The 16,443-nt window shown below is 56.6% G+C and carries 15 protein-coding genes; 3 read left to right on the forward strand and 12 right to left on the reverse strand.

Annotated elements, in window-relative coordinates; translation table 11 throughout:
- Nucleotides 1-116: 116 nt before the first annotated feature.
- From AC56LN_RS22630 to AC56LN_RS22645, 4 genes are all read right to left on the reverse strand, one after another.
- Nucleotides 117-260 (reverse strand): hypothetical protein, encoded by a 144-nt coding sequence (locus tag AC56LN_RS22630; RefSeq protein WP_499574816.1) that lies wholly within the window; start codon nucleotides 258-260, stop codon nucleotides 117-119.
- Nucleotides 261-490: 230 nt separating this feature from the next.
- On the reverse strand, nucleotides 491-985 hold the full coding sequence (traM, locus tag AC56LN_RS22635; RefSeq protein WP_499574817.1) for a conjugal transfer transcriptional regulator TraM: 495 nt from the start codon (nucleotides 983-985) through the stop codon (nucleotides 491-493).
- On the reverse strand, nucleotides 986-1,717 hold the full coding sequence (locus tag AC56LN_RS22640; protein WP_499574818.1) for a P-loop NTPase family protein: 732 nt from the start codon (nucleotides 1,715-1,717) through the stop codon (nucleotides 986-988). It abuts the gene before it with no gap.
- Nucleotides 1,714-2,088, reverse strand: coding sequence for a hypothetical protein (locus AC56LN_RS22645; protein ID WP_499574819.1), 375 nt, complete (start codon nucleotides 2,086-2,088; stop codon nucleotides 1,714-1,716). Before AC56LN_RS22645 ends, AC56LN_RS22640 begins: the two co-directional genes overlap by 4 nt.
- Before the next feature lie 336 nt (nucleotides 2,089-2,424).
- On the opposite strand from AC56LN_RS22645, the gene AC56LN_RS22650 reads away from it, so the two are divergent.
- Nucleotides 2,425-2,787 (forward strand): plasmid mobilization protein, encoded by a 363-nt coding sequence (locus tag AC56LN_RS22650; RefSeq protein WP_499574820.1) that lies wholly within the window; start codon nucleotides 2,425-2,427, stop codon nucleotides 2,785-2,787.
- Nucleotides 2,747-5,590, forward strand: a complete 2,844-nt coding sequence (locus AC56LN_RS22655) for an LPD7 domain-containing protein (protein ID WP_499574821.1) — start codon at nucleotides 2,747-2,749, stop codon at nucleotides 5,588-5,590. The genes AC56LN_RS22650 and AC56LN_RS22655 overlap by 41 nt, the downstream gene beginning before the upstream one ends.
- 467 nt (nucleotides 5,591-6,057) lie before the next feature.
- Here AC56LN_RS22655 and AC56LN_RS22660 read toward each other — a convergent pair whose 3' ends face one another.
- Nucleotides 6,058-6,750 carry a hypothetical protein gene (locus AC56LN_RS22660; protein ID WP_499574822.1) on the reverse strand — a complete coding sequence of 231 codons (693 nt, stop codon included), beginning with the start codon at nucleotides 6,748-6,750 and terminating at the stop codon, nucleotides 6,058-6,060.
- Nucleotides 6,751-6,867: 117 nt separating this feature from the next.
- Between AC56LN_RS22660 and AC56LN_RS22665 the strand changes: the two genes are divergently transcribed.
- Nucleotides 6,868-7,629: a hypothetical protein gene (locus tag AC56LN_RS22665; RefSeq protein ID WP_499574823.1), complete on the forward strand. Its 762-nt coding sequence runs from the start codon at nucleotides 6,868-6,870 to the stop codon at nucleotides 7,627-7,629.
- Nucleotides 7,630-8,184: 555 nt separating this feature from the next.
- On the opposite strand, the gene AC56LN_RS22670 is transcribed toward AC56LN_RS22665, so the two are convergent.
- From AC56LN_RS22670 to AC56LN_RS22700, 7 genes are all read right to left on the reverse strand, one after another.
- Nucleotides 8,185-8,571: a TrbM/KikA/MpfK family conjugal transfer protein gene (locus AC56LN_RS22670; protein WP_499574824.1), complete on the reverse strand. Its 387-nt coding sequence runs from the start codon at nucleotides 8,569-8,571 to the stop codon at nucleotides 8,185-8,187.
- A 92-nt stretch (nucleotides 8,572-8,663) separates the two neighbouring features.
- Nucleotides 8,664-10,319: an LPD7 domain-containing protein gene (locus AC56LN_RS22675; RefSeq protein WP_499574825.1), complete on the reverse strand. Its 1,656-nt coding sequence runs from the start codon at nucleotides 10,317-10,319 to the stop codon at nucleotides 8,664-8,666.
- Nucleotides 10,320-10,334: 15 nt separating this feature from the next.
- Nucleotides 10,335-12,221: a type IV secretory system conjugative DNA transfer family protein gene (locus AC56LN_RS22680; RefSeq protein ID WP_499574826.1), complete on the reverse strand. Its 1,887-nt coding sequence runs from the start codon at nucleotides 12,219-12,221 to the stop codon at nucleotides 10,335-10,337.
- A complete protein-coding gene (gene virB11, locus AC56LN_RS22685; protein ID WP_499574827.1) occupies nucleotides 12,214-13,431 on the reverse strand; it encodes a P-type DNA transfer ATPase VirB11 in 1,218 nt (405 codons plus the stop codon). Before virB11 ends, AC56LN_RS22680 begins: the two co-directional genes overlap by 8 nt.
- Nucleotides 13,412-14,701 (reverse strand): type IV secretion system protein VirB10, encoded by a 1,290-nt coding sequence (virB10, locus tag AC56LN_RS22690; RefSeq protein WP_499574828.1) that lies wholly within the window; start codon nucleotides 14,699-14,701, stop codon nucleotides 13,412-13,414. Before virB10 ends, virB11 begins: the two co-directional genes overlap by 20 nt.
- Complete coding sequence (locus AC56LN_RS22695; RefSeq protein ID WP_499574829.1) at nucleotides 14,698-15,528, reverse strand: TrbG/VirB9 family P-type conjugative transfer protein; 831 nt, start codon at nucleotides 15,526-15,528, stop codon at nucleotides 14,698-14,700. The genes virB10 and AC56LN_RS22695 overlap by 4 nt, the downstream gene beginning before the upstream one ends.
- Nucleotides 15,525-16,334: a VirB8 family type IV secretion system protein gene (locus tag AC56LN_RS22700; protein ID WP_499574830.1), complete on the reverse strand. Its 810-nt coding sequence runs from the start codon at nucleotides 16,332-16,334 to the stop codon at nucleotides 15,525-15,527. Before AC56LN_RS22700 ends, AC56LN_RS22695 begins: the two co-directional genes overlap by 4 nt.
- Nucleotides 16,335-16,443 lie beyond the last annotated feature (109 nt).

The following is a 16,443-nucleotide window of genomic DNA, read 5'->3' on the forward strand; positions in this document are numbered from 1 at the left end:
GCCGGTCCGGACGAAGGTCCGGATGCCGCCGCAGGACGGCACCCCCTGTATCGCGGGAGCATGTAGGGGCGGGTTTGGCCGGGCCGACCCCGGCCAGCCCCGATGCGACCGGCCCGCTACCGTGATACCGCGATTGCTATCCACCAGCCCCACACGGCCAGCAGGCCAACGCCGAAGAACGGCACCGGCTCCCATTTGATCGACGCTACCGCTCGAAGCAGCAACGCCGCACGGTACGCGACCGATTTCAGAGTCATCATGTGGCCCTCCCAAGCTGATTTGACTTGGTGACAACCAGGTGCCGCCGGCGCGGATCTTGTGTCACCAAGTCTTACTTTGAGAATTTGGAGTCGAAGGATTTGTCGCGCTCATGAGCGACGTTCTTTTCGTTCCGGTCCAATGCCATATAGCCTACTACCGAGAATAGCAGAATCACAATTACGATGATTGCTGGCATCTTGCGCATAATAAACCTCTGTTTGTAAATAGTTCAGTGAATAAAGTGCATCGTCGTTACAACGACTATTCCCGCCACGATACCACTGATTACCGCCTGAGCACTAGCGACAAGCCAACGCTGTCGTTGTCTTACGTTTGCCCTATTTCCGGCTTCTGCCAGCTTGTTTGCCGCTGTCGAAATGATTCCCGCGCTTTTCTCTACTTCGGCTGAGATTGCCTGTTGAGCCGCCGTCATGATTTCTTTCTTGGCTTCTGCGGCGGCTTTGAGCGCCGCCGCCATGTGCGCCTGATTTGCACGCTCTACAAGATTCTCAGCCGCAGCGACCAACTGGCGGTGCAGTACGACGATGCTGCCGATCCGCTCGTCCAGCTCCGCATTGTTTTTTTCAAGTGCTTCGCTGAATGTTTGAATTACGTTTTCCAGCAAAGATTCGTTCAGTGCGACCAGGGTAAAGATCGGATCGCTCTCATCGACCCTTACGCCGGTTTTTTCGAATATTCGCGTGCGTAGCTTTTGGATGTCCATTTACCACTCGACTGCATCGAGTTTTTTATAAACGTCACGGAAAACGCTGTTCAGGCGGCTACGTTCCAATACGTTAAAATCCGGGCTTTCCATCACTTCATTCAACGTCAATCGTGCTTTCTGCATGCGCTTGATGTCGTCACCGAACGTATCCGAATTGCGGCTTTGCAGCAGGATAATGCCTCGGACATTCTTTGAGTTTTTGACGAAAATGTCCGAGTCCATGAAGTTGTCCGTTCCGCCCCAGCTCGCATTTTCGTTCAACCATACGATCATCGGGCAGGATGTTTGTTTAGCCAGGGATGCGAAGCCCGACATGGTGTCCTTCAGGTTGTCACCACCGCCAATGATAGAGTGGATGTACACTTTCTTACCAGACTCTTGCAGCAGGTCGATAAACTGGTTTTCCATCAAGTACGACATCAACGGTGAAAAAGTATTTGCGCCGTTGTCGATCACGATATTTTCGTCTGTTGCAAGGATATCCAACATCATCTTATCGAACATTTTCCGGTTAATGGTCCGGTCTTCGTTCATTACGTCGATTGGTGTGACGTTCAATCCTTTGTAAGCTGCAAGCGTTGCGTTTTCCTGATCCGTGTCAAAGCTTTTCAGTGTCCCAGGTTCTATCTCATTAATCCATTGTCCGATAAAAGTCGAGACCAGCGTTTTGCCAATGCCGCCTTTGCCTTGCAATACGAAATGTACAGAGTTTTTCATAGTTTCTTTCATTTGATGTTACCGGATTTGTCGTGTTTAAACCGTGTCTTATCTGCATCGCCTTGTTGTTCTGCTAGTTTCCTCCGTAGCTTTTCAGCTTGCGATTCGTTACTTGGAGCAGTGGCCGTAGATTCGATGGGCTTCGGCTCGCTCCCTGTTGTTACGGGCGCCAATGCCGTCGATTGCGATCCGGTCGTGAGTTTTTTCACGTATCGACGTATTGCCTCACGGGAGATTTGCAAACCGTTAGTCGCCAGCCATTCGCGGATTTGCTCATCTGTATATTTCTTGTCTTTTAGCGCCTTAATTTCCTTGGCGTACTTGTCGAGCCTGGATGTTCGCATCCCAGGTTGGTGTTTCTGTACGAACTCTTCGATGTCCATGTGTGGTCGGCGTCTGTTCTGTGTGTGTTTAGTGCAATTCTCAGCTTTGCAACGCAAAGCAACTCAATGCAACCGTCATGCAACCATCTTAGCTGTCTGTGCTACGCTTTGCAACCCAATGCAACCGCATGCACGTACAGTATCACGTTTGCTTGTGTTTTCTGGCGTTGATTAGGCACGAGAGATATGAATACAAAACGCGACGCGTTTCGTATATCATATCCGTGCCAAAGGGGAGACCCCTTTGAAACCCCGGCGCCCTACGGCGCGGGATCGGCTCTCAGGAGCCTCACAACGGCCCGCCACGACGTGCGGGGATGAATTTGGGGGAATTGTATGGCCCGTCCGCAAAAGACCTCTGAGCCGCTTACTGATCCGTTCTCGTTTCGCCTCACGAAGTCCGAGGGCGCCGACCTGCGCGGGAAGATCGCGGCATCCAATTTGCCCAGGGCGGAATTCCTGCGCGATTGCGTACTGAAGAATAAGACCGTCGTGGTAGCGAAGCCAAAGGCGAGCTTGGAAAAAAGCCGCATGCAGTTCCTTTTCAATAAGACGAGCAATAATATGAACCAGATCGCGCACGTACTGAACTCCGCGAATCTTGCCGGTACGGTCTCCAATCCGCTTTGCGAAAAAACGGTTGCGAGTCTGGAGGCGATTGCTCGATACCTTAAAACGGCGCTTAATCATGTTGATTAGACTTGGTGGCGGTAGCGAAGGCATCAAAGAATATCTCGAAGACGGACACAAGCAGGGCCGTGAGATGTCCCGCAACGAGCTGGATGAGCGTGTTATCCTTGTAGGCGATCTAGAATTCACAGACCAGCTTATCAAAGATTCCGAATCAGACGGCGAGCGCTACAAGCATATTACCCTTGCTTTCAAAGAAGACGAGATAAGCCGCGAGACGATGGATAATATCGTCCGCGACTTCGAGAAGTTTGCTTTCGCTGCCTATGGGCCGGGTGAATACAATTTCTACGCCGAAGCACACCTGCCTAAAATCAAGAGCTACGTTAATCAAAAAACCGGCGAGACGGTAGAGCGAAAGCCGCACATCCATATTGTAATACCAAAGACGAATCTATTAAGTAACGGTTCGTTAAATCCTTTCGGGCTTGCCGATCATAACGAAAGGTTTTTGGACGCCTTTCAAGAACACGTCAATAACAAATACGGATTGGCTAGTCCTAAGAATAACAGGCGTATCGAATTCACCGATGCGTCCGATATGATTCAGCGGTATAAGGACGATGAATTTGAGGGGGGTAATAAGGAGCTAAAGGGAAAGATACTTTCTGCCGTGCTGGATCGTGGGGTGACAAGCTACGAGGATTTCAAAACGCTTATTACCGAGTTTGGCGATGTGCGCACTCGTAACTTTGGAAGACATAACGAGTACCAGAACGTAAGGCCAGTGGGAAATGCCAAAGGCGTGAACTTGAAGGAGTATGTCTTTTCAAAAGAGTTTATCGAGGCGAATGATTCCGATAAGCGAGAGGCGATGTCTGCCCAGGTTGTGCGCAAATACGAGGTGGAAGGAATAGCGCGCCGAGACCCTGAGAACATTACTAATGCCCTCGATGAGTGGTATAAACTCAGGGCTTTTGAAGTCAAATATATCAACAGCGGTAATTTCAAGTTATATAAGGCGTACAAAGATTCTACGTTCGAGGAAAAGCAAAATATTCTGAATGATAGAGCTGCGCGCTTTTACGACAAATTCAAGGAGCCTCAAAATGAGCCAGAACGATTTAGAAAAAACGCCTTCGAGCACGTCTACAGATTCAAGCAACTTGGACGAGGAATTGATGGACGGAACGCAGGACCCGGACCCGCTCGCTTACATGAACGAGACGGGCGACATGGGAGCGGTGTCGATGGACGAGATGATGGGCGAGGATTACCCGGACAACCAGGGGGACAGCAGTTCGGAGCTGGCCCTAGTCCCGGCCGAGGAAGCGGAGCCGGACGAGCCGGAGGCGGGGACCTCACCAGACAGCAGCAAGCTTTTACCGCAAGTCGGAAGCACGACACTATCGCAATTACCCGATTCGAGGCGACCCGAACCCTCAACCGTGTGCCAAGAGTGCCCGGCCTCGATGTGGTACGCGACATCGGCCAGCGTGAAGTGCTATTGCCGGATCATGCACCTGATAAGCTGGAGCACGGAAGAACCAGTGGCAATGACGCATTGCGACGGGATCGCAATCGCCAGCGCGGAGGCGGAAGAGTAGGCGCGACCGGCCGGGCCGTGGATTCCACCTTGGGCCAGCACGCGCGCGACCTACGCGAGCGCGGCCAAATCGCGGCCGACTCGGACGTGCAGGAATTCCAGGAGATTAAGCATAGGCTCGACGCAAGCCGCCTCATTTCCGAACTTTCGCGTTCCCACGGTCTGCTGGTGGACAAGTACGAGGTGACGGTAGCTCAAGACGGCAGCGCTCGTATCGTCTGCGGAAACCGGAAGCTGAACGTGTCAGATTTCTTGACGCGTGAGATGCGGCTATCGTGGTCCGAGTCGGCGGACATCCTCCGGTCGGCGTACCGTGACCAGACTAGCGGCCTCTCTGTCCAGGGGCCGATGCAATCGCCCTCCCCTGCCCTATGGCGGCAATTCCAGAACGAGCGCAAGAGCCGGGGCGGACAGCGGGAGCTTTGGACACGCCAGTTCGCCAGCGAACGTGAGCGCCGAGACGCGCTCAAGCGTGCCCTTGAGCGTGACAAGCGGGAAGCGCGGGCTGGCCTCCCCCGCTCGCGCAAAGCGGCCGATTCGGTCGCGCGCATGACGTATGTAGCGGCCGAGCGAACACTGAGCGGAGACATCCGGGTCGAGCGTCAGCAGCTTCGCACGCCGGTGTCGGACCAGTACCGGACCTTTCTTCACGCCCTGGCCGAGACCGGCAACGCTGATGCGCTGGCCGAGCTGCGGCGCATGGCGCGCGCAGGGACACAGCGCAGCGCGCATGAAGGCGGTTCGATTTCGGCGCACGCATCCCATCCTGAAGCCAACGGCATTTTCTACCGTGGCAAGGATATGAAATTCCGCGTCCACATGAACGGCGACGTGGTGTACTCGCTTGGTGGACGCGCGATCATCGAGGATCGCGGTTCAAAGCTGATGATGTTGCAAACCGACCGCTTCGCCATCGAGGCCGGTTTGCGGCTCGCAGAGGCGAAGTTCGGAAGCATCATCATCCTTTCCGGCCCAAAGGATTATCAGGAGCGTGCGGCTCTTGTCGCGGCCGAGGCGGGGGTAAAGGTCACGTTCGAGAACAAGCGGTTGGAAAGCATGCGGGAGCAGCACGCGGCCGAGCTGGCGTCCGAACGTGCTCGCAAGTCCGAACATCGGGAGCTTGGCCGGGACTTCGTGACCGCGCAACGTACGTCGAAGACGGTCGAAAGGCCATCGACGGGACTTGGTTCTACCAGTCCGGCACCGGCCACGCCGACCCCATCGCAGGATCGCAGCAAGAAGCAAGAGCAGGACCGGGAGCGGTAAGGTTTGGTGACGCGGCAGCGCGATCGGATCCACCGCGGCGTCACCAAGCTGTGGGATTGGTGACGCCGCGGCAGCGCTCGAGAACTTTTCTTGTCACCAAACGGGCGATTGGTGACGCCGGCAGCTGGCCGGCGCCGTGGTTGCGTCACCATCAATGTTCACGTAGGCAAGCAGTTGTAGCCTGTGCGTTCACACAATAACGTTGTTAACCAAATCCGATTAATTTAGTGTAGTATACGAACCGTTGGACCTCCTGCAATCGAGCATCTGGTGAGGACTTGACCGAAATATTGGTCTTCACACAATTGGGCAGGCAGAGTAATCGGTAACTCTGAAAAGTGGGGCGGCGGAAACGCCGGTGCTCTGAACCAAACCTTCGGGTGAAGCTAAAGAGAGGCATCGGACACCTTGGGTCTAACTAACTTATTTATGAACGGCCGCTGATTCAGCGGCCGTTTTCTATTCCACTAAAGGTTTCCAATCAAGACTCCCTTGGCGCTAGTCCGAGGGATAGCCGTGACGATTGAGTACCAAGCGTTGCCGTTCCCATCTACGCGCTCTTCTACAATCACGGCTCCTGCATTTGTCTTGAAGACCATCGCACGATCTGAAATTGTTGCCCGGTTTCCTTCGTAAAAAATTTCAGTCCCAACCTGCAAAATGGACATGATGAATTGTTCAATTGCAACCAACGCATGCATAGGTGTGGGCATGGCAGCACTCTTGTACTTACGAGCTTCCCAAATATGGGTAAGTCCAAAACCACGCTCAGGCCCTGTATGCTCGCCGTAGCGCAACCGAATCGGTCCAGCGGGAAAGGTTTTTCCAGATGTTGTGAGCGCGGGCATATGGGCCCAGTCCAACGAGTTGGTACTCGGATTGGGAATGTCTTTGTTACGACTGATTGCAGGAGCGAACTGTGGATTTCCGGCAACCTGAATCACCTTCTTTTTAGCTTTTCTACTTACTACAGGCGCAGCAGCTACCGGTGCAGCAGCTACATGCGCAGCAGCTACCGGTGCAGCAGCTATCGGTGCAGCAGCTACCGGCGCAGCAGCTACCGGCGCAGCAGCTACAGGCGGGATGGTTGAGAGTGAGCTAGTTGAAGGGGGGCTTACCACGTCTTCTACTGGAGGTTGATCGGTGTTTTCGGTAGTCATCCAGAATGATAAGCGATAGCAAAAGATTGCGACACAACCAGATACTCGAATCTTGTCACCACTTGAACCCTACTCGACAAGCTGTAGTTGCGATGTCGAGTGCGGAGGATGCGATCTATGAACGAAGAGGTGTCGAATTGCGACGACATAAAAAACCGCGATGAAGCGATTGCGTGCAGGTTCCTACAATCCTTGAACATGGGAGCGGTAAAGCATGAGCCAGACGGCAACGTCACGCCAGATTTCCGGCTAGACGGTCGAATCGGTGTAGAGGTTAGGCGTTTGAATCAGAACTACGTCTACCCTGACGGAGAGCGGCACGGCTATGAAAACGTCGCAATCCGCATGTGGCATAGGATGCGCAACCTCCTGGCGACGTTCGGCCCGTCAATCAATGGCGAGTCTTGGTATGTATTCATGGAGTTCCGTCGCCCCCTAGAATGGAACAGCTTGAAGGACGAAGTTGTTAAGCAGCTCGACCAGTTCAAACAAGCGTCATCGCGTACTGATGCTAAGCTGAAATTTGGCGAAAAATTTGAAGTCGATCTTGAGCGTGCGGGGAGAGACACAGGTAGCTTTTTCCAGCTGAGAGGTAGTGCAGACGGTGACCCACTCGGAGCGGTTTTAGCCGAAGTTGAACGAAACCTGTGCTTTTGTATTGAGGAAAAAGCAGCCAAAGTAACGCCGGTTTTTGGTCGTTATGATGAATGGTGGCTTGTGTTGGTCAACTATGTTGACATCAATATGGAAGCTGAAGACTACAAGGGTTTCACCATAGAAAGCTACCCTCCGCTTGCGCATCCCTTCCGGCGAATATTCCTTGTTGATTTTGGAAACGCCGAAAAATGGTTCGAGATAACTATACCAAGCGTGCTTTAGTCATCCACGAGCCGCACGCTCAATGAGCTGACCCGCAACTATCTCTGATTCGATTTCTATCCAATAGTGGCTTCCACGCTGACACAGGCACAGGAGTTCATCACCATTGCGATAGAAAACGGCTCCTTTGTCGCCTATGCTCAGACGCTCAGGATCGACTGCGTGGCTAACAGCGATTCGATTTAGGACCAGTCTCAGCGTGCTCAAGTCAGTCATGATGTTTCCTTTGCGTGACGCGTCACGCTATTCATTGGGGATCAGCAGCTTGTGTGTACTGGCGGACTGGTGACGCCGTGCGCGACCAGGTCCGCGATCGCTGTCACCATTCTTGGTGACGCCTGCAGCGCGCCGGCGCCGAGATCCTGTCACCATTACATCACGTTCGATGCGGGTTGAGGTCTGGGGCCGGTTGCATCGGGGCTGGCCGGGGTCGGCCCGGCCAACCCGCCCCTACATGCTCCCGCGATACAGGGGGTGCCGTCCTTCGGCGGCATCCCGACATTCGTCGGGACTTGAGCCGCCCCCGTTTGCTCTGCTCATCGGACTGATGGCCGTCTACAGACGACGAGTATCCTCCTTGGAATCGGCGGTCCTGTCGTCGTCCGTCGCTGTTGCGTCGGAAGGCATCGAGTTCTGTCCGGTTGGCTCGTTCTGTGCCGTGGTAGCTGCTGCCGCCTTGTTTGCGTCGGCTTCGCTCACGTCCGGACACAGCTTCAGGAAGTTCTTACGCGCTTGCAGTGTCTTCCACGGCTTGCTCATCACAATGCCGAAATAGTGAGATATGGATGCCGCGCACTCGGCGGGCCGGTCGGGTGTCGAAAGGCATAGAACGGCCTCGCATGCCAGTTGCGTGATGCTGTTCATCTCTTGCGCCTGCGCGCTGTTGAAGCCAAGCGCGGACAGTGCAATTGTCATCGAAGCTAAGGTCTTTTTCTTCAGCATGATCGTAATTCCTATGGATGGGAAGATTTGGTGACGCCGCGGCGCTGGCCAGGCGGCGTTTGTGTCACCACTACTTTTTCGCGGACGCGAAATTAACGGGACCTAACCTGCTCCTTTGCCATGTCCCGCGACGGCGAAGGAGTCGGCTTTTCGACCGGCGAACGTACCGTGACCTTTGGCGAAGGCAGGTTGATTTCGCCCTTGTTGATGGCATCACCCACTTTCGCCAGGACGCTTGCCCGTTCGTTTTCCGGGTACTTGGCAATGGTCTTGCCCAGTACCTTGAGCGCCGCGTCGACGCGTAGCTGTTCGTCCTTCGACAAGGTGCGTGTGATGCCCAGGTCGGCCGCGTTCACTTCCCACTTGTTCCGCTGCGCGTCGATAGTCTGCTTGCCGACGACGTTGCCGTCCTTGTCGCGGATATTGGCTTCGACCTCGACATCCTTGGCGCCCTTCATCGTCAGCGAAACGGTCTCGCCCGGCTTGGTGTTGGCCTCGCCCATCGCCCGTTGCAAGTCCTTGCCCCAGATGACCTTTTCGCCTTTGTCGGTTTCCAGCTTGACGTAGTAGCTATCCTTTTCCTTGGGGTCGAAGTTGTACTTCGCGGGGCCATGCTCGATCAAGCGGCCGGTCTCGATGCGCGCGGTTGCCGACTGGTCCGCCGAAACGGCATCCGGCGCCGCCTTTGCGTCCACTTTGGCCGCGACGGTCGCGGCAGCAGCCGGGGCCGGGTCTTTCTTGTCCGGCTGGCTTTCAGGCGCGGCCGACTTGGTGGCTTCAGGTGCGGGCGTACTACGCTCGCGCGAAGCGACCACCTCGACGGTGTTTTCCTTGGGCTTGTCGGCTGCGCCCGTCATCGTGGGTTGATTGGCGTTCTGACCGCGCTCGCGCTTCAGTTGTTCGAGCTGTTCGAGGTCGCGTTCGTTCGGCTTATATCCCGTCGTCTCGCGGCCGTTTGCGCTGGCTTCGAGCCACGCCATTTGCCGGAACGTGTCCGTGCCCTTCAGGTCGAGAGTGCCCCAGTTCTTGGCAATCGTCACTTCGATCATGTGCCGGATGACTTGCGGGTCTTCGATCTTGGTCGAAAGCTTTTTGCCGTGATCCTCGAACCGGATGGTGTCGGAGCCGTGTTCCTTGAACTTGCCATCGTGGATTTGGTACGCCTTCAAAACGCCTTCCGGCAAGTCATAGCCGGTCTTGCTGAGGATCGGTTTGGAACTCTTAGCTTCGTCGGTCGATTTCTCGGCCGTTTCCTGGGCCTTGGCGGCGTTTTTTTGCGCGGCTGGCTGTTCCGGTGCTGCGATCTCGGCAGGCGTCTTGTCGAGGCTCGTAGTCGGTTTTGCGGGTTCTTGCGTCGCAGGCGGGCGCGCGTCGAACGCCTTGGTGTCCAAAGGCAGCTTTTCAAAGAAGCTTGCCAACACTACGTCGCCTGGACCTTTCTTGTACGTGCCGTCCTGCGCCTTGGCCGGTTCGATGACACGGCCAACGTTCACGTCATTCTCACGGTTCGATTTGGCGTGGACGATATTCGGGTTGTCCCGCTCGTTGAGCAGGATGTCCCGGCCCTTTTCTTGCAGCTTCACCGCCTCTTTCATCAAGCGCTGGAAGTCCGCGCTTTCCTGATGCAGCGTATAGCCGGCGTCCTGCTTTTCCTTGTAGAACAACCGCAACGGCGTGGCCTCCTTCTGAGCGTTCTTCGGCGCTGCGGCAGTGACTTCGGGATTCGTGGTGACTTCGATGCTGTTCATGTGTAAGGCTCCTTGTTAGGCGGCTACCGCCAAAGTGTTTTCATCATCTTCATCAACAACGCTCGCATCGAACGCTGCGAAGTCGAAGCCGATGGCTTCGCTGATCGCGGCCAGGATTTCCCGGCTGTTCACGATGTCTTCGGCTTCGGTCGTGGCGAGTTCTTCAGGCAACAGCACGCGGTCGCGGTGCGTGGTGCGTACGATGGTCAGGACAGGCACGGTCGGTGGCGGCAGGCTGATCCGTCCTTCAAAGGCTGGGTCTTCGTAGTAAATGATCTTGTCGGCCAGGATCGGCTTCGTGTTCTTCTTCAACACGATGACTTTCTTGAATCCCAGCTCGCGCAGCTCCTGCGGGAGCAGCAAGGCCCGCTTCTGGTCGCTTTCGTTCTCGCTGCGGCCTGTCTTGTCTAGCTGGCGGGTCCGGCTCTTGTTCTTGACCGTGTCGTACCCTAGAAGCTTCGAGTATTCCTCGGCGTCCTTGAGATCGTCCGGTTGATAGAGCAGCTTGGTCGTGCAGTTGCTGAGCAGGGTCTGTGCGCCTTCGGTACCGTAGCCGTCCTCTTGTCCGGCGATCTGGGAGTTGTTCTGGTAGATGAGGACCAGCCGCATGTTGAAACCGGCCATGATCGCAATCGCCTTGCGGATGATCGTGATCCGGCCGAGGGCCGTGAACTCGTCCAGCAGCAGCATGCATTGGTACTTGAGCGTCGGGTCGTCCTCGGGGAGCGTCTTGGTGTTCTGGTTGATCGCAATGGAAAAGAAGACGTTCATCAGTACCGAATAGCGCACCAGGTCTTCCGCCGTCATGCCGATGTATACCGACATTTTCTTGCGGCGAATCTGGCGCAGGTCGAAATCGTTCCCGGTTGTGGCAGCAGCCAACACTGGATCGCGGAAGATCTTCAGCGGTTCCACGAACGTACCCAGGATGTCGCCTTGCGCCTTTTCTGACAGGCCGGAATACGTGCGCAGGGCGTCAACGCATTCCACAGACAGACGCGGGGCTGGGCTGTCTTTCTGTTCGCGCGCCTGAATGGTCGCCTCGATCCATTTGCCCAGCGACTCGCCGGTTGAGGGAGTGGCGAGACTCAGCAGGTTCGGCATCGAGAACTGTTCGTCCGGTGTCTCCATCATGTACAGGCACAGGCCCATAAACAGGGTTTGAGCGTTACCAGTGAAAAAGCGGTCTTTCTCGCTCTTGATCGGATACCACAGCACGGCTTGGTTCTGGATGTCGCTGATGCGGTATTCGTATTCGGGCCGGACGTACGCAAGAGGATTGAAACGATGCGAACGGAAATCCTCTTGTCCCGGTGCGAACAAAAAGCACTCTTGGCCGTTCTCCGAGCGGAAACCCGCAGTGATCTTCCAGTTTTCAAGCTTCAGATCGAGGTTGATGAGAGAGTGCGGGTAGAACAGCAGGTTGGGGATCACGCACCCTACCCCCTTCCCGCCTTGGGTGGCCGACGCAAGGCTCAGAAATTCCTTGCCGTAGTAGCGCAGGAACTGGTCTCCGATCTTGCCGACGATGATTGCGGGCCATTTGCTCGACGGCTTACCGAGTAGCCCGGCCTTGTGCATTTCGGCCTTGGTCGCCCAGCGTGCGGCGCCGTGCAGCTTGCGGCCGGGACCACTCGTCAGGACCATGACGACAATCGCCACCGGCACCAAGAAGACGGCGGCCGCCGCGAGCGCGCCCAGGAAAAGCGATTGCTTGACCTTGCGGATGTGGCCGAACTCGGCCCAGTAATCCGGCAAGGTCGTGAGCGTGACGGCTTCACTCGGGATGTGCTGGAGGTGCGCGAACAGCCGCCCTCCGGCATACATGCCCCCGGCCGCGAAGCCGCCCAGGAAGGCAAGGCCCACCAGGGCCAGCGTGAGATACTTCCCTGTCTTAGACATCTTTATCCCCTCTCATCATTTTCGCTTTGCGAACCGGGTCGAAGTAAAGTTGCGTCATGTGGGTCAACGAGAATTGCAACATCACGTCGATGGAAGTCGTGACCTCCCGCACGATGTGGTTCCAATCGAGCATGCGTCCGATTTCGGATTGCTTGACCAGCGTTGCCACGCGCTGATAAGCCTCTAGCGGGCCGTTGGCGTGCGCGGTGGTCAATGACCCAGGATGGCCTGTGTTCAGGGCGGCGATGTAGTCGAACGCTTCGTCGCCACGCAGCTCCGTGAGGAAAATGCGGTCCGGCTTCATGCGAAGGCAGTTTTTAAGCTGCTGCTTGGGCGTCACGAAGTCGCCGTAGAACAAGTGGACCTTGTTCCAGTGCAGCGGCAACGTGAGTTCGTGGGTGTCCTCGATTGTGATGATGCAGGTGTCCTTGGGCACCATATCCGCGAGCGCCTTCATGAACGTCGTCTTGCCGCTGCCGGTACTGCCGGACATGCAGACGTTGAGCCTGTGCTCGATGCAAAGCTCAAAGAAACGCTTCATGTCGTGTTCATTCTTCGCGGCCAGGATTTCAAGCTCGAAGTCCTGCAAATGCACGTCCTCTGGCACGTCATGAAATATCGACACGTCACGGAAATTCGAGAGCCGCCCGGTGCTGAGGTAGTCGGCAAGCGTGAACCGCTTGTCGTGTGCGATACGGAAGGTCAACGCGACCGTCTCGGGTTGGCATGCTGGCGGTATTACGATTTGTCCCCGCTGACCGTCTGGAAGGGTTACTTGCTTGATCGGGCAGCGCACATCGAGCGCCGTCCCGCCGTGGTAGATGGACGCCGCGTTTGCAAGCTCTTTCAGGATGCGCAGGTCGCATTGCGGAACCTGATGTGCTACCCAGCCAGCCGACGATTCCGTAATGATCGTGCCGGGCTGGTTCACCCGTACCTCAGTCAGTCCAGGCTGATCGAGGAATGCTTGAATGCCGGATTGCTTCAGCTTTTCACGCAAGGTGACGCTCTTGTCGAAAGCGCCGCTTACGGCCAGTTGATTGCGCAATGCCGGGCGTGCTGCATCGGCGGCTTTTTTCGCGTCCGCGAAAACCGGGCCGGTCCGGGTTTCGCCAGACACCGCGCGCTGTTCCGACCCAGCGGAGCCGTTCTGTGGATGCGCGGCGAGGCCTTGCACGTTGCCGCCCAGGTTATTTGCGTGCGAGTTCATAGACACTCCTGAAATCCATATCGCGCAGGACGAGGATGGTTGTCGCTTCGCCTTGATTGACGTAGCCGGTCGGCGGGATGTTGATGGTGTTGTCGAGCGTCTTGCTTGCGAGGTCTTGGCCAGCCGTCGCGGTGTTGCCGAACGTGATCGTCCCGCCGCCGTCCCGCGTGCGGTTCGCCAACGCCTGCCCGACGTCGCCAATGAGGCTGAGCAGGACGGCGCCGCCGAAACGCTGCCCGAAATGGTTATCGACGTTGGCCGGGATGCCGGTCGCGCCCAGCGTGTCCGTGGCGAGCGAGTTCACGTCGACGTAGACGCCATACGGCGTGTCGATCCGCGACCAGATAGCTGCGATGCGCGCCTGTCCCTGCAACATCACTTCGCGCCGCTCACCGAACGCCTTGCTACCACGCTCGATCAACAACACCTTGCCATCGGCCGAATACACGTCGTTCGACACTACACACATCACCATGCCGGAATGTTCGCTGACGATCTTCGTGATATCGCCGCATGGGATCGCCGTGCCGCGCTGAAGCAGCATGCTCATGTCCTGCCGCTGGCCCGCGATTCCTGCTTGCAGCAGGGACGGCTTTACCTTCTCATCCAAACCTCCACGCGGCAATTCGGCCGCAACCTGGCGGACAGGCAGTATCCCGCCCGGCGCGCCGGTATGCCCGTCACCGAAACCACCAGCCCCGCCGCCCATCTGGACGAGCACGTCGCCATCCATCCGGCGCTGGGAGGCCGTCTGCACTCGCGGCGCGCTCGAGCCAGCGCCGGCGGTCCGGGCGCCGGCGGTTGCGCCGCCTGCCTGAGCCGTTCCAGTACCGGCCATGCCTTGCGTACCCTGCGGCGTGGTTGCGGTCACGCCAATAGCGCCCGCTGGCGTGGCAAGGCCGCGCGGATTACCAGTTGCCGACGCCGCGTTGGCTGCGGACATGGCCTGTGCCGTTTGTTCGGCTTCCTCGGCCTGCGCCTTTTCACGCTTGATGCGCGCTTGAGCGGCATCGAAGTCGGCCGTGTTCGTAACTACGGCGGTCTTCGGGCGTTCTTTCGCCTTTTCCGCGACTTCCTGTTGCTTGTTCTTTTCGAGCTGCTTCATGAACAGCGTAATACCCAGGGCGGCGAGAACCAGGGCAAACAACAGCCCACCGATCATCACGAGCCGCGTGATGTTCGTCTTCTTACGTGTGGTTTTCAGATCGGGAATGTCCCGGTCGATAACTTCGTTGGTATCTTCAACTACAGGGTTCGTCGTCGGATTCATAATGGGTCCTTCTGCAAGCGGACAGCGTTTGGTTCGGAAGTGCCAAGCACGTTGAGTTTTCCAGCCGGATTGAAGCCGTCATTGCGGATCGCCATGACAGATTTGCCGTAACGGAGGATGAAGTCGGCAGCTACCTCATGCACGATCACTGTCCCGGTTTGCGGTTCGACGTGGAAATTCACGATGGCTTCGCTACCGTCCGGGAGCTTTTTGTAGACGACCGGAAGCGGACGCGAGGAATCGAAGCGCATGAAGGTAAACCGACCGTCGTCTTCGACCATGCTCGGCGCAAGGTCCTGATCGCCTTGTTTCATGTACTGGCGATTGCGCACGGTGCCGGGTCCGGCCGCTTTGATGGCCGTGTCGATCTTATGCAAACGGTCGCTGACCACCTTGGCCTTCTGCGCGTTCTCCTCGGCAACCCGGCGCGCCGTGTCCGGGTACTCGAAGCGTAGGATGTTGGTCGGCTGCACAGTCGATTTCGCCTTGATCGAGATGAACTCGAACGCGTAGGTACGCCGGGTCGTCACGATCAAGAGCTTGGTGTCGGGCGTTGCCACTTTCGGCTTCAGCATGAGGTTGCTGCCCTTCGGGCCTACAGACCACGCTTTGGAATCGCCCATGCCCATCATGCCTTCGGGCGTATCAACGATCCGTTCGCCTTCCTCGAACTGAATTAGGGACGGTTCCCCGACCTTCGTGTAAATCTTGACGAACCGGCCGAACTCATACGGTTCGACGCGGATACGCGGATCGCTCGATGTCGCCGCATTGGCGAACGCGCTTGCCAGACCCAGCAACAGGGCAGTAATGGCGATTGGCTTCATGGATTCCCCCCCGGTACTGCATCGGTTGTGACGGCTTCGCTTTTCGTGATGTCGCGCTCGACGGTGTAGCTCGTGACCCTGAACCCAGGCACGTTGATGCCCCGGTCTTTTTCAGTCATTGGCGTGTTCTCATATTCGAAAGTAACCGTCGCCTGGAAGTATTCCGTGTGGGGCTTGTCGGTCGGGCCAGCGTTCAAGGGGATGATTTTTTTCGAGAACGAGACCAGAGCGGTTTCGCCAACGAACGAAATCGTGCCCGCCGTGGCGATCACGCGGTAGTTGTCCTTCAGGACGTTGACCGGGGCCTTTGGATTGGCCGGGTCCGAGATTTTCTTGTACAGGTCCGCCTCTTTTGCCGACGACAGTACCCGCGTCGCGTCGTAATACGACTGAATGACTTCCCAGTCGTAGGACTCGCGGAAATGGATGTACTGGCGCAGGTAGTACAGATCGGTCGCTTTGCCGAACGAAATTTTTCCTTCCTTCAGCGTAGTAAGCTGCGTGACCTCACCCGTAATGGCGTTGTGGCTCCAGACGGCGGGCGGATTTGGCTTGTTGATGAACATATTCGCCCCTGCCGTCACGATGGCAACACCGGCCAGGACCATCGAGCCGGTTGCAACACGCCATGCCGTTTTCTTCGACGCGCGATTTTCCTCCGTCTTCGATTTCTCGAATTCGAGTGCCTGCTTCATGTACCAATCGCCTAGCTGGTCCATATTGACCGGCTGTTTGCCCTGTCCGCGTTCAGCGGGGTCGCCTGCCGCGCCGGTCAGCGCCTTGGCCTTATCAAGAATTGCTGACATATTCATTACCCCTTGTTGGTGAGCGGAGCATTAACGGGAGTCCAGTCACCCGAGGGTTGGGGAGGTTGCGGCGGCGTGCTGCAACCCGACATGACCAAGACGCATACGA

It is taken from the genome of Telluria sp. ZT3P26 (genome assembly GCF_059686035.1).